Consider the following 22,283-nt stretch of genomic DNA (forward strand, 5'->3'; position numbering starts at 1 on the left):
TGGTCTTAAAGCTGCTACTATCCTAATACAAGAAAACTATAAAACGTTAAACAATTGCACAGAATAACTCAATACATAATAGAATTAATCAGAATTGACTTTTTTGCAACTTTTGCTATATTTTCTATAATCGTTTTTGTTTTTAAATTATCTAAATGGAAACAAGAAACCGTTACACAAGTTGATAATCGAATAGTCAATTCAATTCCTAAAATTGGAATTATATGGTTTGTGCTATTTATATCACAAGATATAATTCTAAACCTTACAGATTCTCAAACAAACTATACTCCTAAGTACAGATATATAGTAATTATTCAATATACAATCTGGTTATTTTTAACTCAATTGTTTAGAATAAATTTCATCAAGAAAAATTACTTAATAAGGATTTTTCTAAGCTTAATGTTTTTCTTAGACTTCGAACGTTTTGATATATTAATGATAGTGTTATCCAAAAATGGGATTCCAGATACATGGATCCAAAATGGAAACAATATGAATATTTTTGAAACTGTATTTGCATACAAGTTGTTATTTTTCACCGTATTTATAAAATTGATTTTATATTTTTCAATTAATTACTTCTTAAAAAGTATTGAATCAAAAAAAAGTTACAGAAATAACTAAAAACATTGCTTTCAAATTTTACCTTAGAAAAACATCTAAAACTAATCATCAATGAATACATCTCACAAATTGCAAGCGCTGTCAATCGAAAAAATAAAGCGAGATTTTATACTGATCAATTCAATATATTTTTCGGAGATTATTTATGATGAAAACAACCAGTTTTTTGACTTGTATCTAAAAACTGGAGCAAATGGAAATCTATCACCACAAATAAAAATATACAATGAACTAATTGAAAACCTGAATAAATATCTGACTAAAATTAATACATATATTAAATCAACTTACACAAACTCTGAAAAGAAAAAAGCAGCTGAACTGAATGAAAAAAAACTAAAAATTAGTGTTGTTGAAATTTCAGGTGACAATTATAGCTTTGACACAGTATTAATCTGTGAAAAGGAATATAAATATTTTAGAATTTTTAAAAAAAGTATCGCAATTAGAACAGAAATTAAAAATGGTCGAATAATATCTATGGAGAGAAAATCAAATATGCTAAAAGAAAACAAAAAAAATATCTTACCGCAACGTATGTAATTAATTCCATTCGAAGTTCTCTAACCGAAATGGAATCTAACTCCCTATCTTCTCAGAAACCAATTTTCTATATGACTTTCCAATAGGAAGTTTCACATTATTTCGCAACACAAACTGATTCCCATCAATCAATTTCAAATAATAAAAATTCACCACATATGATTTATGAATTCGGATAAAATCATCTGAAAGCTTTTCTAAGAATTCTGATAAGGTCAATGGTGTTAAGATCATTTCATCTGTAAAAATCTTGATATAGTTTCCATAAGCTTCAACATGGGTGATTTCCTCTAAATTAAGCTTAATAGTTTTCTTATCACTTTTTACAAAGAGTGATTGTTCTTTTGGTGCTACCGGAGAAATGGAAGGCTGGGTCACCATTGTTTTCTTACGTACCTTAGTAACGGCTTGCAAAAAACGTTCTAAAGAAAAAGGTTTTAATAAATAATCAGTTACCGACAATTCAAAGCCTTCAATAGCATATTCAGGATAGGCTGTTGTAATAATAACCTCTGGTCGGTCTTTTATAGATTTTAACAAACTAATTCCAGATAATTTCGGCATATTGATATCTAAGAACATCACATCAATAGTTTCTTTTTCCAAAACCTCCATTACTTCAAATGCATTTTTACAAGAAGCAATCAATTCCAAATTAGGAATATCTTCTATATAATTTTCAAGAATTTGGCGCGCTATGGGCTCATCATCTGCTAATAGACATCGAAGTACTTTCATATTAAAAATTCAATTTTAAATCTACCAAAAAACTATTTTCTTCTTTATTCACTTTTAAAGTATGGTTATTCGGATATAACAATGTTAATCTTTTTTTAGCATTCTTCAAACCAATACCACTCTTTCCTGTTTCCAGATTCTCAGATGGAATTTCTTCTGCAGTATTCATACATGAAAAATGCAATTCACTTTCAGTAACTACCATAGAAATTTTTACACATTCTTTTGCACCCCCTAAATGCTTAAATGCATTCTCTACAAACACAATCAATAACATGGGTGCTATTTTTTTCTCATTAATCGCTCCCTGAATTGACATTTCGATTTCAACATTTTCCAATCTAATTCGCTCTAAAGAAATATAATTCTCTAAATATTTAATTTCTTTTTCTAAAGACACAAAAACCGCTGATGTATCGTACAAACTATATCTTAACAAATCTGACAACTTCAACATTAAACCTGGTAACTTATCCGATTTCACTACCGATAAACCATATAAGTTGTTCAACGTATTAAACAAAAAATGAGGATTTAATTGTGCTTTTAACAAGTACAATTCTGCCTTCTTTTCTTCTTGTCTACGAACAAAGCTATCGCGAGCAATTTTTAAAGCTGCGGCAAATGAAAGTGCCAACAATAAAATACCTAAAAAATTGATAATTGATTTGAATTGATGCTTTCCTAACGCTAATCCAACAATGTAAACTGAAATAAGAGAAAACACAATTGTGTTCAATAAAAAGAGCCCCAAAAACTTCCAAGGTTTATTCTTAAAATACGGCAGTATATAAAAATTACTCACATATATTGGTGGAGCTAGAATCCCTATTACAAACAAGGAAGCTATCCATTTATTATCTGCTGTTATCGTTATTGCAATCAAGAAAAATAATATTCCCCAAACGACTACATTTTGGAAAACTTTATTATCAATAAGAGTATCAAGTTTTGACATTTTTACAAGCTTCAAATTCTTTATAAAAGTAAGTTTTAAATCTCAATAGCGCTCTTTTTAATGATAAACGGATCTGAGATCAGTGTGAAAGGACATGATTTCATGATATTACTGAAAACATCCCTTTATCATTTTTATAAAAGGGTTCGTCATCTTAAGTTTTTTCTGAGCAGATATAACCCCACTTTTGAGCAAATAATCATTAAAACTTTAATTATGAAATCTTTAAAACTCATTATTTTTATAGTATTCTTTCTATTTCAGCAAATTACTTTTGGGCAGCAAACTTTACAACAATTAACCGAAAAATATACTCCATACTTAACAGAGTTAAATCAAAACATTACTGTTCTAGTAGAAAAGAAAGGAAAAACAACTATTGCTAACATCGGTAAGAACAATTTCAACGAACATACTGTTTTTAACATTGGGAGTGCCACAAAAAAAATGACGGCTATCTTAATCCTGCAAGAGGTTGAAAACGGAAACTTAAAACTTTCAGATTCTATAGGAACTTATTTACAACCTATTAAAAATGTAGACAGTTCTTTAACCATTGAAACTCTTTTACGTCATCGAAGTGGTTTAGGTGAAATGGTTGGTCGTAATTATGCTGAAGAGTATTTCGCAAAAAATGACAGTATCTACAACCAAAACATTTTAAGTAGAATTCCAAAGGGTAACTCAGAAAAAATTGGAAAGTACCAGTATTGTAACACCAATTACATTTTACTAGGTAAAATACTAGAAAAAGTAGCTGACAAACGTTACTTTGATGTACTTCAGGAACGTATTTTCAAACCAGCAAACATGCATGAAAGTTACCCGTATCTTTCTAAAAATTTAAACAATCTTGCTCCTCCAACACATCGTGGTAAAGATGTTTCTGAGTTTTTAGACCACCGTTTCTTTTACAATTATGCCTATGCTGCAGGATCTGTAGCATCTACATTGCATGACATGCAATTGTTTTATCATCATTTATTTGAGAAAAAAACATTACTTTCTGAAGCCTCTTTGAAGTTATTAACTTCTTTTGATGATGCCGATTACGGATTGGGTATGATTAAATTCAAAGACGAATATATTGGGCACGGAGGAAACAACTTAGGATATGCCTTTAGAGAATATTACAATCCGAAAGAAAAGAAGCTTGTACTTTTCTTCTCGAACGGAGAAATTATTCCATTTCAAAAAATATTAAAGAAAGAACTATTTGATTTTATAAATGGAAAAGCATCCACTACCACTTTTAGTAACAACATTACTTCTGATTTTAAAAATGCCTTAGGAAAATACCAATTTGACACTCATGGTATGAAAATGCAAATGGAAATCATAGAAAAGAACAATCATCTCTATTTTTCAGCTCAAGGAGCACAAGTAATCTTAGTTAGTAAAGAGAAAAACAAATTATACAATGGTTCATTCGGAATAGAACTAGAGGTTAATCCTGAAAAAAATGACGAATTGACTTTTAGACAAAATGGTTTAGAAACTACTATTAAACGTATTAAACCTTAAGATTATGACACTTGATATTCAAAATGTATCTAAAAAATACAGCAGAGATAAATACGGTTTGAAAGACTTCTCTTTAACCATTGAAAACGGAATTCTCGGTTTATTAGGACCCAATGGCGCAGGAAAATCAACCTTGTTGAAAATGATTGCTACAGTTAGTAAACCAACAAAAGGGCATATCTATCTTAATGAAAACAACATCGTTAAGAACCCTAACGTTATGCGTAAACAACTTGGCTTTTTACCTCAAGATTTTGGAGTGTATGCAAACCTTAATGCTTTCGAATTTTTAGAATACTTAGCAGCGCTAAAAGGTGTTGGTGGTAACGACCTAAAGCAACGTATAACATTGTTACTGGAAAACCTAAATCTAATAGATACGGCACATAGACCTATTGGCTCTTATTCTGGTGGAATGAAACAGCGTATTGGTATCGCTCAAGCGTTGTTAAATAATCCAGATGTAGTCATTTTTGATGAGCCAACTGTTGGTTTGGACCCAGAAGAACGCGTGAGATTTCGCAATTTAATTTCCAATTTAGCTCAAAACTGCATTGTTATTCTATCCTCACATATTGTATCTGACATAGATACTATTGCAGATAAAGTAGTTATTATGAAAAATGGTGCATTGGTTTCTCAAGGTCATCAAGAAGACATTATCAATTTAGTTAAAGACAATGTTTTTGAAACTAGTATTGACAAAGAGTCTTTACCCAATTTTAAAAATCAACATTTGGTAGTAAGTACTACTCGTAAACAAGAAAAATTAACTGTTAGGTATATATCTCAAAACCCTGTTGAAAATTCAAAAAAGCAAACAGCAAATTTAGAAGATGCTTATTTATATCTAACCAAAACTAATTAAAATGAAACATTTACTAAGCAAAAAAACATCACAAAAACTTATCGTTGCTGGAATTATAGTACTAATTATTATTCTACTTTTTTCCAGTAAAATTCACTTTGGAGTATACGATGCTCATTAATTAAACATTAAGACAGAAAACCTTTAAAAGTCTTCTTAATTTCTAAAACACCAATTATGAACTTTATAAAAATCATAAAATACGATTATCTACAACGTACAAGAAGCTACGCATTTTTAATCACTTTATGCGCCAGTTTAGCAATTGGGTATACATTTGTACCAGAACCTAATGCTACATATTCTACCATTAGAATCGCTGATTATGTTGGAACCTATAACGCTGCATGGTTTGGGTATGTTACAGCAATTATGACGTCTATTTTCTTATCTATGATAGGGTTTTACTTGATCAATAGTGGAATTAAAAAGGATGTAGATACCAAAGTGGGACAAATTATTGCCGCTACACAATTATCAAATTTCCGATATCTCTTATCAAAAACAATTAGTAATTTTTTAATCTTAGTTACCATTGTAGCTGTTGTTTTTATAATGAGCATCATACTATTCTTTTTATACAATGACGGAAGCTCTTTTGAGTTATGGAAATTTGTAAAACCTTATCTCTTAATTCCTATTCCAGCAATGTTTCTCGTAGCAGTAACTGCGGTGAGTTTTGAAATTCTTTTCAGAAAGTATTCTGTAATTCAAAATGTCATTTATTTCTTCCTATTCTCTTTTTTAATGGCTTCTCAAGCTACTACAGAAATGGATTTTGCTACAGATGTATTTGGAAGTAAAATTGTTATTCATGAATTAGAAGAAAAAGTAAGAACTATTAAAGGAATTGAGCATAATATTGATATGAGTATTGGGTATGTTTTAGGAAATACCACCAAGGCAAACTCTTTTGATTTTAATGGTATCGATTTTCCAAACAGTTTTATCTTGAGTCGTGTAATCTTGATTGTTTTAGGACTAGTTATTATTACAATTCTAACCCCATTTTTCCATCGCTTTTCATTCAAAAAGACAGTATCAAAAGTCAAAAAGAAAGTAAATATTCATGCTACAGGGATGAAAGACATAGATCTTTCTCTTTTGCCAAAACCTAAACCTACATTTGAAATCTTTTCACTTATAAAAACAGAACTTCTACTACTCATAAGAAACGGTAGTAAATGGTTATGGTTCTTAAACGCAATTGGAATGGTATCACTTGCTTGTTTGCCGATTAAAATCTCTTATCAAATTGTGCTACCAATTCTATGGTTTTTACAAGTAAGTAGATTATCTAACCTAACCTCTAAAGAAATTAATAACAAGGTTCACTATTTTGCATTTGCCTCTTATAAACCGATACAAAGACTATTGACCTCTCAAATTTTGTCAGCATTTTTATTGATGGTATTCTTAGCAGTTCCGTTTATCATACAACTGGGTATTCAAATGAAATTTACTTCCATCATTGCTATTGTGTTAGGTGCATTATTTATCGTATTACTTTCAGCTTTATTAGGCATAATCACAAACGGGAAAAAACTATTTGAAGTATTGTTTTTCCTAATCACCTATGCAAACATTAATGGTATTCCAATAACAAGTTACTTTGGTTTTCTTGAAACTACAAACTATTATTTTACGGTGATACTAACCCTTATTATTTCATTTCTAGTTCTCATATTTTATACTAGAAACTATCAACTCACAAAAGTATAACCGATAAAAACTGTACCATTAGGAGTATCTTTTATCAAAAAAATAGCTATTTAAACCTCAAATACCATATCATACACAAACTAAAAGCTTAATTACAATACTAATTGAGCTTTTTCTTTTTTCAATTTATCATACTATTAACTTCTTAAACTCATCTTTTTATTTAGATTTGTGTTTCTATTATAGTTAACCAATCATAACAATGAAAAGATTAGTTGTATTACTACTATTAATATCCAACTTCGTAAACGCTCAAATTCTAGAGCCTGCAAAATGGAATTTTAAAGCTGAAAAAATTAATGATACCGAGTTTAAGTTAACATTTACTGCTAATTTAGATCATGGATGGGCCATTTATTCTCAGCATATTGATAAAGGAGGACCAGTTCCTACGTCTTTTTTCTTTGAAGAAAATAATGCCATTGAGTTTATTGGAGAAGTAGAAGAAAGTAACCTTAACAAAAAAACATCTCAAGATCCGCTTTTTGATAACATGACTGTTTCTAAGTTTACAAAACAAGCAGTATTTACACAAAAAGTAAAAGTTAAAGATCTTCAAACAAAATTAAAAGGAAGCGTTAACTTCATGGCATGTGATGCTGAACGATGCATCCCTCCTTCTGATGAAAATTTTGAATTTACTTTTTCAAACACTGCTTCAGAAGAAACTTCAAAAGAAAACACTATTAGTGTAAACGATACCGAAGTAAATCAATTATTATACGGATTATCTCCAAATGAGATGACACCTACCGCAACAACTTGTGACGATGAAGTTGCCAGTAGCGCTACAGAAGTAAAGAAAGAAGGAAAATCACTTTGGAACATTTTTGTTCTTGGTTTTTTTGGTGGATTGATTGCCTTATTAACACCTTGTGTATTTCCTATGATTCCTTTAACTGTAAGCTTTTTTACTAAAAAAGGAGATCAAAGTAGAGGCTCTGGAATATCTAAAGCCTTGTTATACGGTTTTTTCATCTTAGCAGTGTATTTGGTATTAAGTATTCCTTTTCACCTATTAGACTCTATCAATCCAGACATTTTAAATGAAATATCAACAAATGTATGGTTGAACGTTATTTTCTTTGTCATTTTCCTATTCTTCGCCTTTTCATTCTTTGGATACTATGAATTGACTTTACCAGCAAGTTGGACTAGTAAAACAACGCAAGGAGAAAGTATTGGAGGTATTTTTGGAATATTCTTTATGGCTTTAACTTTAGCGATCGTTTCTTTCTCATGTACAGGACCAATTTTAGGGTCATTATTAGCAGGCTCATTAACTGCTGATGGTGGTGCATGGCAATTAACAGCTGGTATGGGAGGATTTGGTGTTGCACTTGGATTACCATTTGCTTTATTTGCAATGTTCCCGAACATGCTAAACTCTTTACCAAAATCTGGTGGATGGTTAAATACTGTAAAAGTAGTTTTAGGATTCTTAGAATTAGCTTTAGCTTTTAAATTCTTATCCAATGCAGATTTAGTACAACACTGGAACATCTTAAAGATTGAACCTTTCTTAATTTTATGGATTATTATTTTTGCTGGACTTACCTTGTATTTATTTGGTAAGATTAAATTCCCACATGATTCTCCGATTAAAAAGTTATCGTTCTTTAGAATTTCTTTTGGAGTATTGGTATTAGCATTTACACTATACTTAGCTTCAGGATTTAGAGTGAATGAAGAAACAAAAACATTTACGCCTTTAACTTTATTAAGTGGTTTAGCACCTCCTGTAGGATATAGCTTTATATACCCGAATGATTGTCCGAATAATCTAGAATGTTTCAAAGACCTAAAAACAGGAATTGAATATGCTAAAAAAGTAAACAAACCAATTTTATTAGATTTTACTGGATATGCCTGTGTAAACTGTAGAAAAATGGAAGAGCACATTTGGCCTCTAGCAAAAGTTGACAACTACTTGCGAAACGATTATGTATTAATCTCTTTATATGTAGACGACAAAAAAACACTTCCTGAAAACCAGCAAGTTCATGTAAATAGAATTAATGGCGGTACTAGAAAACTAGAAAGTTATGGACATAAATGGGCTAACTTCCAAACACAGTTTTTTAAGACAAACTCACAACCTTATTATGTCTTATTAAGTTCTGACGGAAAACAAATTTTAAATCAACCTGTTGGCTATACTCCAGACGAAGCTGACTATACCAACTTTTTACAATGTGGTTTAGATGTATTTAAAGAATTGAACAATAGCATTCCACAACCAGAAATAGAATTAGTTCCTTCATTGGAATCTACAGATCAAAAAGATCTAGTTGAATAAAAAACAAAAGAGCAGTTATTAAAACTGCTCTTTTGTTTTTTTAGATAAAATTCTTAGACTAAATCTGCCAAAGTATTATTTCGTAAAACCTGCAAAGTATTGTCTCTTACCTGAATCATTAATTTATGCACTGAGCATGCATCTTCATCAGGACAATCTTCACACTTTTCATAAAAATTTAAACTTACACAAGGCACCATTGCTATTGGCCCTTCTAAAGTTCTAATAACATCGGTCATTTTAATATCGGCTGCTTCTTTTAAAAGATAGTAACCACCACCTTTACCCTTTCTTGCACCCAAAAAACCAGCCTTACGTAAGGTAAGTAAAATACTTTCTAAAAATTTATGTGAAATATTCTCACTTTCAGAAATAGTAGCTATTTGAACTTTATCTCCCTTCGGTTGTTTTGCAATAAATGTCAATGCCTTTAAACCATATTTTGTTTTCTTAGATAGCATAACGCAAAAGTAACTTTTATATCTAAACCATTTCCCCTAATATAGTACAATTATTTGTAGTAATAAATATGTAACTTCGTAATTATGGAATTACTATTTTTAGGCTTAGCAGGTGGAGCAATTATCTCCTATTTTGTTTTTCAAAAATTTTCATATTCAAATAAGAAAAGTATCACTGAAAAACAGTCAGTTGTATTGTTAGACAAAATTAAAAAGGTCTCAAAATTAATTACTGTTGAAGGTGAATTTGCTGAAATTTACCACCATGAAAACACCAAAGAAAAGTTTCTTGGTTTATTCAATAGCAAGAAAAAAGCCATCATATTAATCAATGCAAAAGTGCATATTGGTTTTGATTTCAGAAAAATCAAGATGGAATCTAACACCAAAAAGAAAACTATTTTACTTTCTGAGTTTCCACAACCTGAAGTTTTTTCCGTAGAACCAAACATCCGATTTTATGATATTCAAAACGGGTTGCTTAATAAATTTAGTTCAGAAGATTTAACTCAGGTAAACCAAGAAGCCAAAGAACATATTTTACAAAAAATCCCAGAAAGTAACTTAATGCAAACCGCTAATAAAGAAGCTTTAGAGGCTATTGTATTAATGCAAAACCTAGTAGAAACCATTGGTTGGAAATTAGACTACACTGCATTAGAACTACCGGCATCGGATCAAAAATTGTTAGAATAAATATTGTTTAAGATTGGATAATTACCGAAAATATTTAAGGTTATTCTTGGTTTCTGTTGTGTCACTATTTGTGTATTCAACCATACTTAATTCTGAAACAATTAAAGAAATTCAACAGGAACTTGATCATGATGATCTAAGCGATGGCTTTGAATTTTTCCTTTTTACAGGTATTCTAAAATATTTTTTCTTGACACTTGGCGTACTTTCTATTATATTTCTAGTATATACATTTCTTAAAGACAGAAAAAATGCATATTGAACAATTCAGAAACTATTGTATTACTAAAAAAGGAGTTACAGAACATTTTCCTTTTGATGATAATGTATTAGTTTTTAAAGTAATGAATAAAATGTTCGCACTATCTGGATTGGATACTTGGGAACAAAACGAACCTCAAATCAACTTAAAATGCAATCCAGATTGGGCATTGGAATTAAGAGGTGAATATGAAAGTATCAATCCAGGATACCATATGAATAAAAAGCATTGGAATACGGTTACTGTTAACCAAGATGTTTCAGATACTTTTGCTTTTGAATTAATAGACCATTCTTACGATCTTATTGTAAAGAGTTTACCTAAAAAAACACAAGCTGAATTAGAAAATCTTTCCTAATGGTAAAAAAAGAGCTACGAAAAATCTATAAACAAAAGAGAAGAGAATTAACTCCAGAACAAATAACAGAGTTTCAGCGAAGCATTGAAGCACAAATAGAACGTTTAGATTTCTCGAAAATTCAAAACATTCATATTTTTCTTTCGATAGAAAAACAAAAAGAAATAAACACCTATCCTATCATAGACTTTTTACAAGCTCAAGGAAAGAACATTATTATAAGTAAAAGTAATTTTAAAGACAATACCTTAACTCACTTCATTTTAGAAAAAGATACTGTTTTAGAAGTGAATAATTATGGTATTCCAGAGCCAGTTAATGCAACTCCATTTGATGTAACGGAAATCGACTTGGTATTTGTACCGCTATTAATCTCAGACACAAACAAGTATAGAGTGGGCTATGGTAAAGGCTTTTATGATCGTTTTTTATCTGAATGTAAATCAACAGTAAAAACAATTGGTCTGAATTTTTTTAAACCTATTGACAACATTTCAGATCTCAATGAATATGATATTTCACTAGACAATGTTATATATCCTGTATAAAAAAATCCCGCTGTTGACGGGATTTTTCGTTTTATATCATTTTATGAAACTATCCGTTCATAGAAATTAAGAACTCCTCATTATTTAAAGAAGTTTTAATTCTATCTTGAATAAATTCCATTGCTTCAATCGGATTCATATCTGCTAGATACTTACGTAATACCCACATACGTTGAACAGTTTTATCATCTAATAATAAATCATCTCTACGAGTACTAGACTTAATTAAGTCAATAGCTGGGTAAATTCTACGGTTCGCAATATTACGCTCTAATTGTAATTCCATGTTACCAGTTCCTTTGAATTCTTCGAAAATTACTTCGTCCATCTTAGAACCAGTTTCTGTTAATGCAGTAGCTATAATGGTTAAAGAACCACCGTTTTCAATGTTACGAGCTGCTCCAAAGAAACGTTTTGGTTTATGTAATGCGTTTGCATCGATACCCCCTGATAATATTTTACCAGAAGCTGGAGCCACTGTGTTATAAGCTCTTGCCAAACGAGTAATAGAATCTAATAAGATTACTACATCATGTCCACATTCTACTAAACGTTTTGCCTTTTCTAATACAATATTTGCAACACGTACATGCTTATCTGCAGGCTCATCAAAAGTAGAAGCTACTACCTCTCCTCTAACGCTACGTTGCATATCGGTAACTTCCTCCGGACGTTCGTCAATCAATAATACTATTTGATAAACTTCTGGATGATTTGCAGCAATGGCATTTGCTACATCCTTTAACAACATAGTTTTACCGGTTTTAGGTTGTGCTACAATCATACCACGTTGCCCTTTTCCTATTGGAGAAAATAAATCGATAATTCTAGTTGATAAAGAGCTTCCTTTTTGTGCTAAATTAAATTTCTCATCAGCAAATAATGGCGTTAAATGCTCAAATGAAACTCTATCTCTAACAATATTAGGGTTTAATCCGTTTATTTTTGAAACTCTAATAAGTGGAAAATACTTTTCACCTTCTTTCGGTGGACGTACATTTCCTCTTACCGTATCTCCAGTTTTTAATCCAAATAATTTAATTTGAGATTGAGACACATATACATCATCTGGAGATGATAAATAATTATAATCAGAAGAACGTAAAAATCCATACCCATCTGGCATCATTTCTAATACCCCTTCACTTTCTATAATTCCATCAAATTCAAAATCAGGATCACGGTATTTATTACCACTTTTATGCTGGTAATTTTTACCATTTTGCTTGTTGTGATGCTGACGCTGCTTATTATGGTGTTGGTTACGTTGCTTATTTTGTTGTTGTTGTTTTTGCTGAGATTGTTGCTGAGGCTTTTGTTCTGAAGTATCTTTCTTTTTTACCTCTTGCGTATCTTTTTGAGCAACTTTTTCTTTTTGAACAACTCTTTCTTTTTTAACAGGCTTTTCTTTTTGAACAGGTCTTTCTTCCTTTTTTTCAGCAGTTTCAACCTTTTTCTCCTTAACCGGTTCTTGTTTTGGTTGTGGCTTCTCTTTAGTTTCGGCCTTTTTTACTATTCTTTTTCTTTTAGGCTTCTCTTCTTTCTTGGTTTCTACCTCTTTAGGGGAAGACTCAGCTTGTGCGTCAAGAATCTTGTAAACTAAATCCAACTTTTTAAGTTGACTAAATTTAGTTAAACCAATTTTCTTTGCAATAGCTTGTAATTCAGCTAATTTTTTAGCTTTCAATTCAGAAATTTCAAACATTTCGTCAATTAATTAAATTAAAATCCTTTTTAATAAGGGTGAAGAATCTTTATATTATTTTTATTTTGATTGCTATTATAATTGAATATTATAATAGAGTTAGTGCGGTTTTATGCAACAAATATAGATAAATAATTTAATATACAATGTTTCTTTCTTAAAAAAAGAAATACTACATTTGCTACCCAATTATAAAAAATGATACAAAGAATACAATCAATATATTTATTAATAGCTGCTGTTTTTGCAGGGGCATTAACTTTTGTTTTCAGTTTATGGACAAATGCTAGTGCTACTCCTATTAATATAATGGATTTATTCTCGGGAGCAACTTTAACTGAAAAATTGGTTCCAGTATTATTTTTTGGTTCAGCGATTTTATCGTTAGCAACCATCTTTTTATTTAAAAACCGCCAATTACAATTTGTATTAGGGCGTGTTAATGTATTGATAAATCTTTTTTTATTAGGATTGTTGATATATCTATCACTAACATTATCTGGAGAAACAGCAGTTTCTGAGAAAGGTATTGGGATGTTTTTTCCTGTTCTTATTATTTTGCTAGTAGTTTTAGCAAATAAAGCCATTAAAAAGGATGAAGATCTTGTAAAATCTGTAGATAGATTACGATAAACCTAACATCTTAGTATATTTAGTGCGAAAAAACCGAAGTTTTTAACTTCGGTTTTTTATTTTTGAATAGCCCATGTTTACTGGCCTCTCTTTTTAAATGTTAAAGAAATGTTAAAGAAAACTCAGGGTTAACCCTGATAGACTAAGGGTAAACCCTGAGTGCACGTATAGGGTTATTGAGTATTGTGTAAACTAAACCCGTAGTATAAATTTGTAAGTGTAATTAAACAATGAATAAGATCCAAGTTCACATTGCAGATGACCATAAGATATTAATAGAAGGTGTCATTGCATTATTAAATACTGAAAACGACATACAAGTTCGTGATTTTTCTCTAACAGGAAAAGAAGTTGTACAATGGTTCTCAAACAACAAGGCAGACGTTTTAATTTTAGATATAAACATGCCTGAAATGGATGGAATAGATGTACTTAGAACCTTTAAACAAAGAGGTGTAAAAGTAAAAACAATTATTCTATCTAGTTTAACAGACCCAAAGCTTGTCCAAGAAATGATTGCACTCGGTGCAAACGGATTTTTAGACAAGAGCTGTGCATACGAACATATAATCGATGCCGTAAAAGCTGTTCACAAAGGATTACAATATTTTAGTGATGATATTAAAACTAGTTTATTTAATCTTTATGTAACAGAATCTAAAGAAGAAGAGGAGACCTCTGAGATAGATGAGTACTTAACTGACCGAGAGTTAGAAGTTTTAAAACTGATCGCCAAAGAGAAAAATTCTTCTGAAATCGCAGAAGCATTGAATATAAGTTTAAAAACTGTGGAGACATATCGTCGAAATTTGTATAAGAAATTACAAGTGAAGAATGTAGTAGGTTTAGCGATGTACGCTGTTAAAAATAACATTGTATAGGAGAAAATTTGCTTTAGTCCCCCGAGTTGTATATCCCCCGCAAACTTTTATACTAAAGTACATCGCTAATAACTACTAGAATTTAACACTTATAAAAAATAAACCTAAAGTGGTGTACATATAATTCCTTGATATAGGAAGAAAAAGAAAGAACCCTTCATTTTGTTTTCTTTACCCCCTAAACCAAGAACGTCCCCCGTTTCTATTATACCGTACACCGCTTTTTTAATTTATTAGAAGTCCCGTATCAAATAGGAGTCCCCCGATTTCTATTTTTAACCCAATTATTAAATAATTTTATTCAACTTAAATTCAAAAAACTTAAATTATGAGAAAAATAGCTCCTTATTTTTTAGCCCTTAGTTTAGTTTTTGCATCGTGTTCTTCCAATGAAGGGGAAATCATTGATAACAACAAATCAGGACAAAAACTATTAAAATCATATACTTTAAAGAGAGACGGTAGCGGTGCTTACTCGATCGATTTTGACGTACAAAATAATACAGAAGTAGCAACGTTTAAAGGTAAAGGGAATTCCAATGACATTGTTTTATCAGAATCTCAAGCCGTGAAGAAAAAAAGCTATTCTAACGAATATGCTATAGAAAACGACCAATTAAAGATCGGTTTTATTGAAAATAACTCTGGTAAAAAAACAAATATTTCTGTTACTGATGATAATATTACCTTTGCAAGAGGTACCGTTACAGAATTTTTAAATTCATATAGTATTACTTCTAATGAGGATAATACTTATCGTTTAGATTTTAAAGTAAATGAGGATGTAAAAGCGGAATTCATTTATAACGAAATTAAAGATGTTTATGAAGTACACTTATCAAAGGGAGATGCTAAACAAGTAAATTTTTCAAGACATTTTGAAATGTCTCACTCTGGTGTCTTAAAAATTAATTTTGTAAATCATAAGTTTTCTGGTAGGGCACAAGAAAGAATGACTACCGAAAAGCCAAAAACGATTATAGTTAGTGATCCAACGATAGGTTAAAAATATTTACAAAAAAACAAAGTCTTATTCTAATGAAGTTTTACAACCACTTTTTTTTATTATCAATACTCTTGATGAAAGTTGGCCTTTGTTTTTCAAGTAATAATTTTATACAGAATGAAAAAAAATATTTAAGTAATAAGAATAGTCATTCTTCTATTTCAAAAGATTCGTTAAAAATTAAATTAAAAATAGCTAAAGACTTATTCAATAAAAAAGAATATAATAAATCTTTAGAACAAAGTCTTTTATTATTACCGAAAACACAAAATGATTTAGAAGTAAAATTAAGCTTAAATTTTCTTGTAGGAGATATTTTTAGAGAAACAAATAATCATGACAAGGCTATCTATCACTATAAAGAAGTCTTAAAACTATTTAATAAAAAATCTCTGGAAAAAAAGTTGTTTTCCAAAAATTCGAACATTTCTTTAAATCTTATTCATTTAAGGTTAGGGGGAGAATATTATGCTAATAATAAAAAAGATAGTTCTATATTCTATTACAAAAAGATTTTAGGAAATAGTAATATAACTACAAATGACCAAATAATAAAAGCTAGCGCATATACCAATTTATCTGGTTTATATAGAGAAGATTCCATTTACGATTTAGCTAAGGATTATTCTCTAAAAGCAATAGATATTTACAAATCTAATAATAGGAAAATATCGGGAGCTGCTGCTTATGGTAACTTAGCTAGTATCTTTTTAGAAGAAAAAAACTACCTTAAAGCCAAGCAAATATATTTAGAAGGGTTAGACTTGATTCAAAAAGACACAAGCTATAATTCAACAAAATATAAAGAATATTTATACTTCAACTTAGCCTATACTTTATATCTGTTAAAAGATTATAGAGCTTATGATTATCAAGAAAAATCATACAATATTAAAGATGATTTAAGAGATATTGAGATAAGAAGAATTTTAGAAGAGATTTACGCAAAACAAGAAGTTGATCTAGAAAAAGAAAAAACGGCTTTGGTAGAAGAACAGAGGAAACTAATAGAAGCAAAAGACTCTAAAGCTACACTACTTCTAGGGGTTCTAACTTTTTTAATTCTACTAATATCAGGTGTTGTTGTGTACAATTACAAGCTTAGACAGAAGAATTTACATTTAAAACTTTCTGAAAGTAATTTATTACAACAGCAAAGTATAGAAAAATTAAAGTCTGAGGCGCAAATAAAAATATTAAATGCTACCATAGATGGTAAAGAATCTGAACGTAAGTTAATCGCAGAAACCTTACATGACAATGTAAGCGCCTTGTTATCGTCTGCCAATATGCATTTAAGTGCAACTAAAAAACAGCACAACGGTAATACACCGATCGAAGTAGAAAAAACACGTGCTATTATCTTAGAAGCCTCTCAAAAGGTAAGAGATCTATCACATAACTTAGTATCTTCTATTCTATTAAAATTCGGATTAGAATATGCTATAAAAGATGTGGCTAAAAAATATTCTAATAGTCAGCTAAACTTTGAAGTTTCGGCAAAAAATGTGAATCGATATAATCAAGATTTTGAAATAAAGATATTTAATATCATTCAAGAACTTATTAATAATATTATTAAACATAGTAAAGCAAACCATGCGAAAATTGCGCTAAAAGAAGAGAAAAATCAACTAACCATTCTTATTAGAGATGATGGGGTCGGGTTTACGCCCTCATCATCTTCTATTAAAGACGGAATTGGTTTAAACCAAATTGATGCGCGTATTCATGTTTTAAATGGTAAGTTCATTATTAGTTCAGAACTTAATAAAGGTACCGAAGCAATTATAACCGTACCAATTCAACAACAAAAAAAGGAATTTAAATTAACCTCGGTGAGCTAGTTCTATAACTTCCATGTTTTTTATAGCAGTGTTATCCAATTCAAAACGTAGCATTGTTCGCACCTTATGAAAACCATGGTTACCCGCAGCTCCTGGGTTTAAATGTAAAATATTCAACTTTTCGTCAAATTGAACCTTCAATATATGAGAATGGCCACAAATAAATAATTGTGGTCGTTCTTTTTTTAAATCCTCTCGTACTCTTTGGTTATATTTATTTGGATAACCTCCAATATGTGTTATCCACACACGTACCCCCTCCACTTCAAACTTATTATCTAAAGGAAACTCTGCTCTCGCATCTTTATCATCAATATTTCCATATACTGCACGTAGTGGTTTCAGTTTTTTTATGGTATCGGTTACTTTTAAATCACCAATATCTCCAGCATGCCAAACTTCATCAGCCTGTGCTACAAACTTTAAGATTTGATTGTCAATAAAACTATGGGTATCTGATAAAAGCAGTATTTTTTTCATTAAAAAAATCAATTTCGAAACGAAATTAAATAAAAAAACTCGCAACACAAGGGGTCACGAGAATAGAGGGGTTTTTCTAAGGGAATCTATTATAAGGGGAAAAATTCATTGTCATGAATACCCTACAAATATAACAGGATTTATTTAACAAAAAATTAACATATGATAACTTCTTTCAAAAATTAAAATTCAATGCCCATAAATAGGAACAAAAGGCAACTAAAAATTCCATAATTTAGCCTTCTAAATTTTCTGGTATCTTGAGGTATTTTATAGAGCTTTCTTATCTGGGTAAAAACTACCACGGTTGGCAAATACAACCCCATGCTAATTCTGTACAAGAAGAAATTAATAAAGCTATTAGCACTATTCTTCGTACAGAAATAAATATTACAGGAGCAGGTAGAACAGACGCTGGAGTACATGCTTCTCAAATGTTTGCTCATTTTGATATTGACAGTCCTCTAAATGAAAATTTTACCTATAAATTAAATGCAATTTTACCTAATGACATCGTTATATACAATACAACATTAGTTCATGATGATGCGCATGCAAGATTTGATGCAGTTAGCAGAAGCTATGAGTATAAAATTATATTGGGTAGAAATCCATTTTTATTAGATACCACTTGGCAATTAAATTATAAAGACATTGATATTGAATTAATGAATAAAGCTGCCAAAATTTTATACGAATATGAAGATTTTGAATGCTTTTCAAAGGTTAAAACCGATGTACATACATTTAATTGTACCGTAACCAATGCTGAATGGAAATTAGTAGATGACGAGTTAACATTTTATGTTTCAGCAAATAGATTTTTACGCAATATGGTACGTGCAATTGTAGGTACTTTATTCAATGTTGGTCTAGGAAAAACAAGCCTAGAAGAATTTAGATCTATTATAGAAAGTAAAAATCGTAGCAAAGCAGGGGTGTCAGTTCCTGCAAAAGGTTTATTTTTAACAGAAGTAGCATATACATATATATAGTGAGCAAAACTACAGGTAACGCATTTGATATTAAAGTTTTTGCAAGGCTTATGAGCTTTGCAAAACAATACCGTACACGATTTTTAATCGCAGTTTTTTCAACCATTCTTTTGGCAGTAGCTGCTACTGCAAGTCCGTATATCCTTATACAAGCCATTGATGATTTTGTTGCAAATCAAGATCTTAATCGACTTCTGTATTTTGCAACTCTAATGCTAGCTGTACTATTATTACAAGTATTATTACAGTTTACTTTTATATACTTTGCCAATTGGGTTGGACAACATGTTATTAGAGACATACGAATTAAAACCTTTGAAAAAATTGTACAGTTTAAAATGGGGTATTTTGACAATTCCTCTGTTGGAAAACTAGTAACTCGTGTAGTGTCTGATATTGAAACCATTTCTAACTTCTTTACACAGGGAGTTTTTATGATTGTTAGTGACATCCTTAAAATGTTAGTGGTTATTGGTGTAATGTTCTTTTTAAATTGGAAACTAGCACTTATTGCCTTGGCTGTTCTTCCTATTTTAATATACGCTACAAAATTGTTTCAAATTGCCATTAAGGCAACCTTTCAAGATGTAAGAAACCAAGTAGCCAATCTAAATAGTTTTGTACAGGAAAGGGTTACTGGTATGAAAATAGTACAACTATTTCATAGAGAATATATAGAGTATAAAAACTTTGTTGACATCAACGACAAACATAAAAGAGCGCATATAAAAACGGTTTGGTATTATTCTATCTTCTTCCCTATTGCAGAAATTCTATCTTCAATTGCCATTGGTTTAATTGTTTGGTATGGTGGGTTGCAAGTAATTGAAGGAAAATCAATTACCATTGCTTCAATTATTGGATTTATTCAAATGGCGCAAATGTTATTTAGACCACTACGTCAAATTGCAGACAAATTCAACCAATTACAAATGGGGATTGTTTCTGGAGAACGTGTTTTTGATGTTTTAGATACTGAGAGTTCTATCAACAAAGATGGTAACTTCTCATCGAATGATTTAAAAGGAAACATCTCTTTTGAAAATGTTCATTTTAGTTATATCAAAGGAGAAGAAATCTTAAAAGGAATTTCTTTTGATGTAAAACAAGGTGAAACGGTTGCATTGGTTGGAGCTACAGGAGCAGGAAAATCTACCATTATTAACTTAATAAATAGATTTTACGAAATTGACAAAGGAACCATTCGAGTTGACGACATTCCTGTGGAAGAGTATGAAATACAGTCTTTAAGAAATAAAATTGCCGTTGTTTTACAAGATGTCTTTTTGTTTTCTGATACAATCTTAAACAATATCACCTTAAAAAACGATGCAATTTCTTTAGAAGAAGTGCAAGAGGCTGCAAAACAAATTGGTATTCATGATTTTATCATGACTTTACCAAATAATTATCTCTATAATGTAAAAGAACGAGGGGCTATGTTGTCTTCTGGTCAACGTCAATTAATTGCTTTTTTAAGAGCCTACGTAAGTAAACCTCGTATCTTAATATTAGATGAAGCTACTTCCTCTGTAGACACACATTCTGAGCAAATGATTCAATATGCTACAGATACAATTACTCAAAATCGTACCTCAATTGTTATCGCCCATAGATTGGCAACCATTAAAAAAGCCGACAAAATAATTGTTATGGACAAAGGACAAATTGTGGAGCAAGGAACCCATAAAACACTACTATTAAAGGAAGAAGGTTACTATAAAAACTTGTATGATAAACAATTTAGTTTAGAAAATGTTTCTAAATAATTTGTTAAAATGTTTCAAAACAATACATTTGTGTAGAATCAATCTATTAAACTAAATAATCATTAAACAATGAAAAAAGTAATCTTATCTGTATTAGTTGCTGGTTCGTTAGTAGCAACTTCATGTAAAAAAGAAAAAGAGGCTGCAAAAGATGCAACTCAAACTGTAACTGAAGCGGTTGATAAAGCTGCAGAAGCAACTGAAGAAGCTACTACAAAGGTAGTAGAAGAAGCAAAAGAAGCTGTTGACAAAACTGTTGAAGCTGTACAATCTGCTATCGAAGGTGTTACTATTCCTAAATTCGAAGATCCTAAAGTAGGTGAATACTTACAGTCGTATTCTAAATACGCTAAAGATTATATCGATGCTAAAGGTGATGTAGTAAAAAATGCTGAATTAGCTAAAAAAGGTGTTGAATTAGCAACAAAAGCTAAAGATATTGTTTCTTCTTTAGATGCTGAATCTGCTAAGAAGTTTAACAGTGTAATGACAGCTATTCAATCAAAAATGGCTCCAGCTAAATAAGCTGTTTAAAGATATTAAAATAAAAAAGCTCGCAATTGCGAGCTTTTTTTATGTTGTTAAATCTTTTTGTAATGTCTTACTTAACTCTTCCGGAGTTTTAAAGAGCACAAACTCTCCATCTTTGATATACGAAATTTCTCCCGTTTCTTCAGATACTATTAAACACACGGCATCTGTTCTTTCCGTTACTCCAAAAGCAGCTCTATGTCGTAAACCAAATCTTGCTGGTATCATTGAACTGTTGGAAACTGGCAAAATTACACGTGTAGCTACCACCTGATTATCTCTTATAATAGTGGCTCCATCATGAAGTGGGCTATTTTTAAAAAAGATACTCTCCAATAAAACCGGTGTTACCATTGCACTCATTTTATCACCTGTAATCGCAATAAAATCAAGGTTATTTGTTCTTTCTATAACTATTAAAGCACCTGTTTTAGTCTTCGCCAAATTACTACATGCTTTTAAAATAGCATCTGTATCTATCTCTGCGTTAATCTCAGATTGTAAAAATTTTATCTGATTTAAAAAACTACGTTTCGTATTAAAATTCGTAGTTCCAATCATTAATAAAAATTTTCTAATTTCCTGTTGAAATACGATGATTAAGGCAATAACTCCACCTGATAATAAATATCCTAAAATACCACTCAGCATTTCCATATGCAATGCTTGGGTTATCTTCCAAATTAAAAAAATCAAGGCAATACCTATTACAATATTTATAGCCACCGTACCCTTTAAAAGCTTATAAATATAATAGAGCAGCACCGCCACTAATATGATATCTAAAACGTCAAGAAATGAGAAGTTGATAAAATCTAAATTCATTTAT

The 22,283-nt window shown here is 30.5% G+C and carries 21 protein-coding genes; 15 read left to right on the forward strand and 6 right to left on the reverse strand.

All coding sequences use genetic code 11. The features are described 5' to 3' along the window. Positions 1 to 681: 681 nt before the first annotated feature. Entirely contained in the window at positions 682 to 1,173 is a 492-nt protein-coding gene (locus tag Q0873_RS11445; protein ID WP_299107290.1) for a hypothetical protein, read from the forward strand. Between the two features lie 36 nt (positions 1,174 to 1,209). Here Q0873_RS11445 and Q0873_RS11450 read toward each other — a convergent pair whose 3' ends face one another. Together Q0873_RS11450 and Q0873_RS11455 are read right to left on the reverse strand one after the other, a co-directional pair. Then, positions 1,210 to 1,911 carry a LytTR family DNA-binding domain-containing protein gene (locus Q0873_RS11450; RefSeq protein WP_299107292.1) on the reverse strand — a complete coding sequence of 234 codons (702 nt, stop codon included), beginning with the start codon at positions 1,909 to 1,911 and terminating at the stop codon, positions 1,210 to 1,212. A 1-nt stretch (position 1,912) separates the two neighbouring features. Continuing rightward, positions 1,913 to 2,869, reverse strand: coding sequence for a sensor histidine kinase (locus Q0873_RS11455; protein WP_299107294.1), 957 nt, complete (start codon positions 2,867 to 2,869; stop codon positions 1,913 to 1,915). 216 nt (positions 2,870 to 3,085) lie between these two features. Between Q0873_RS11455 and Q0873_RS11460 the strand changes: the two genes are divergently transcribed. The 4 genes from Q0873_RS11460 to Q0873_RS11475 all read left to right on the forward strand — a co-directional run bounded on the left by Q0873_RS11460 (position 3,086) and on the right by Q0873_RS11475 (position 9,282). Continuing rightward, positions 3,086 to 4,393: a serine hydrolase gene (locus Q0873_RS11460; RefSeq protein ID WP_299107296.1), complete on the forward strand. Its 1,308-nt coding sequence runs from the start codon at positions 3,086 to 3,088 to the stop codon at positions 4,391 to 4,393. A gap of 4 nt (positions 4,394 to 4,397) precedes the next feature. Beyond that, positions 4,398 to 5,261 carry an ABC transporter ATP-binding protein gene (locus Q0873_RS11465; RefSeq protein WP_299107298.1) on the forward strand — a complete coding sequence of 288 codons (864 nt, stop codon included), beginning with the start codon at positions 4,398 to 4,400 and terminating at the stop codon, positions 5,259 to 5,261. 177 nt (positions 5,262 to 5,438) lie between these two features. Further along, positions 5,439 to 6,983 carry a hypothetical protein gene (locus Q0873_RS11470; protein ID WP_299107300.1) on the forward strand — a complete coding sequence of 515 codons (1,545 nt, stop codon included), beginning with the start codon at positions 5,439 to 5,441 and terminating at the stop codon, positions 6,981 to 6,983. Between the two features lie 202 nt (positions 6,984 to 7,185). Further along, positions 7,186 to 9,282: a thioredoxin family protein gene (locus Q0873_RS11475; protein ID WP_299107302.1), complete on the forward strand. Its 2,097-nt coding sequence runs from the start codon at positions 7,186 to 7,188 to the stop codon at positions 9,280 to 9,282. A 53-nt stretch (positions 9,283 to 9,335) separates the two neighbouring features. Here the strand turns inward: Q0873_RS11475 and Q0873_RS11480 are convergent, their stop codons facing one another. After that, positions 9,336 to 9,743, reverse strand: a complete 408-nt coding sequence (locus Q0873_RS11480; RefSeq protein ID WP_299107305.1) for an Rrf2 family transcriptional regulator — start codon at positions 9,741 to 9,743, stop codon at positions 9,336 to 9,338. Between the two features lie 84 nt (positions 9,744 to 9,827). Here Q0873_RS11480 and Q0873_RS11485 point away from each other — a divergent pair, with 84 nt between their 5' ends. From Q0873_RS11485 to Q0873_RS11495, 3 genes are all read left to right on the forward strand, one after another. Continuing rightward, positions 9,828 to 10,439, forward strand: coding sequence for a DUF4230 domain-containing protein (locus Q0873_RS11485; protein ID WP_299107307.1), 612 nt, complete (start codon positions 9,828 to 9,830; stop codon positions 10,437 to 10,439). 251 nt (positions 10,440 to 10,690) lie between these two features. Then, entirely contained in the window at positions 10,691 to 11,059 is a 369-nt protein-coding gene (locus tag Q0873_RS11490) for an MmcQ/YjbR family DNA-binding protein (protein ID WP_299107309.1), read from the forward strand. Next, on the forward strand, positions 11,059 to 11,607 hold the full coding sequence (locus tag Q0873_RS11495) for a 5-formyltetrahydrofolate cyclo-ligase (RefSeq protein WP_299107310.1): 549 nt from the start codon (positions 11,059 to 11,061) through the stop codon (positions 11,605 to 11,607). Before Q0873_RS11490 ends, Q0873_RS11495 begins: the two co-directional genes overlap by 1 nt. A 49-nt stretch (positions 11,608 to 11,656) precedes the next feature. On the opposite strand, the gene rho is transcribed toward Q0873_RS11495, so the two are convergent. Further along, positions 11,657 to 13,312 carry a transcription termination factor Rho gene (gene rho, locus Q0873_RS11500; protein ID WP_299107311.1) on the reverse strand — a complete coding sequence of 552 codons (1,656 nt, stop codon included), beginning with the start codon at positions 13,310 to 13,312 and terminating at the stop codon, positions 11,657 to 11,659. Between the two features lie 198 nt (positions 13,313 to 13,510). Here rho and Q0873_RS11505 point away from each other — a divergent pair, with 198 nt between their 5' ends. The 4 genes from Q0873_RS11505 to Q0873_RS11520 all read left to right on the forward strand — a co-directional run bounded on the left by Q0873_RS11505 (position 13,511) and on the right by Q0873_RS11520 (position 17,679). Next, the gene (locus tag Q0873_RS11505) at positions 13,511 to 13,945 is read left to right on the forward strand and encodes a DUF4293 domain-containing protein (protein ID WP_299107313.1); all 435 of its coding nucleotides are present in this window, start codon (positions 13,511 to 13,513) and stop codon (positions 13,943 to 13,945) included. Positions 13,946 to 14,175: 230 nt separating this feature from the next. Beyond that, the gene (locus Q0873_RS11510) at positions 14,176 to 14,826 is read left to right on the forward strand and encodes a response regulator transcription factor (protein ID WP_299107315.1); all 651 of its coding nucleotides are present in this window, start codon (positions 14,176 to 14,178) and stop codon (positions 14,824 to 14,826) included. Between the two features lie 328 nt (positions 14,827 to 15,154). Continuing rightward, positions 15,155 to 15,832, forward strand: coding sequence for a hypothetical protein (locus Q0873_RS11515; protein WP_299107317.1), 678 nt, complete (start codon positions 15,155 to 15,157; stop codon positions 15,830 to 15,832). 74 nt (positions 15,833 to 15,906) lie between these two features. After that, on the forward strand, positions 15,907 to 17,679 hold the full coding sequence (locus Q0873_RS11520) for a tetratricopeptide repeat-containing sensor histidine kinase (RefSeq protein WP_299107319.1): 1,773 nt from the start codon (positions 15,907 to 15,909) through the stop codon (positions 17,677 to 17,679). Here the strand turns inward: Q0873_RS11520 and Q0873_RS11525 are convergent. Then, on the reverse strand, positions 17,662 to 18,159 hold the full coding sequence (locus tag Q0873_RS11525; protein ID WP_299107321.1) for a metallophosphoesterase family protein: 498 nt from the start codon (positions 18,157 to 18,159) through the stop codon (positions 17,662 to 17,664). The genes Q0873_RS11520 and Q0873_RS11525 overlap by 18 nt on opposite strands. Before the next feature lie 260 nt (positions 18,160 to 18,419). Between Q0873_RS11525 and truA the strand changes: the two genes are divergently transcribed. The 3 genes from truA (at position 18,420) to Q0873_RS11540 (ending at position 21,448) form a co-directional block, all read left to right on the forward strand. Next, complete coding sequence (gene truA / locus Q0873_RS11530; RefSeq protein WP_299107323.1) at positions 18,420 to 19,154, forward strand: tRNA pseudouridine(38-40) synthase TruA; 735 nt, start codon at positions 18,420 to 18,422, stop codon at positions 19,152 to 19,154. Further along, positions 19,154 to 20,923 (forward strand): ABC transporter ATP-binding protein, encoded by a 1,770-nt coding sequence (locus Q0873_RS11535; RefSeq protein ID WP_299107325.1) that lies wholly within the window; start codon positions 19,154 to 19,156, stop codon positions 20,921 to 20,923. The genes truA and Q0873_RS11535 overlap by 1 nt, the downstream gene beginning before the upstream one ends. 69 nt (positions 20,924 to 20,992) lie before the next feature. Further along, positions 20,993 to 21,448, forward strand: coding sequence for a hypothetical protein (locus tag Q0873_RS11540; protein WP_299107327.1), 456 nt, complete (start codon positions 20,993 to 20,995; stop codon positions 21,446 to 21,448). A gap of 48 nt (positions 21,449 to 21,496) precedes the next feature. On the opposite strand, the gene cdaA is transcribed toward Q0873_RS11540, so the two are convergent. After that, complete coding sequence (gene cdaA / locus Q0873_RS11545) at positions 21,497 to 22,279, reverse strand: diadenylate cyclase CdaA (RefSeq protein WP_299107329.1); 783 nt, start codon at positions 22,277 to 22,279, stop codon at positions 21,497 to 21,499. Positions 22,280 to 22,283 lie beyond the last annotated feature (4 nt).

It is taken from the genome of uncultured Tenacibaculum sp., assembly GCF_947498805.1.
Taxonomy (GTDB): Bacteria; Bacteroidota; Bacteroidia; order Flavobacteriales; family Flavobacteriaceae; genus Polaribacter.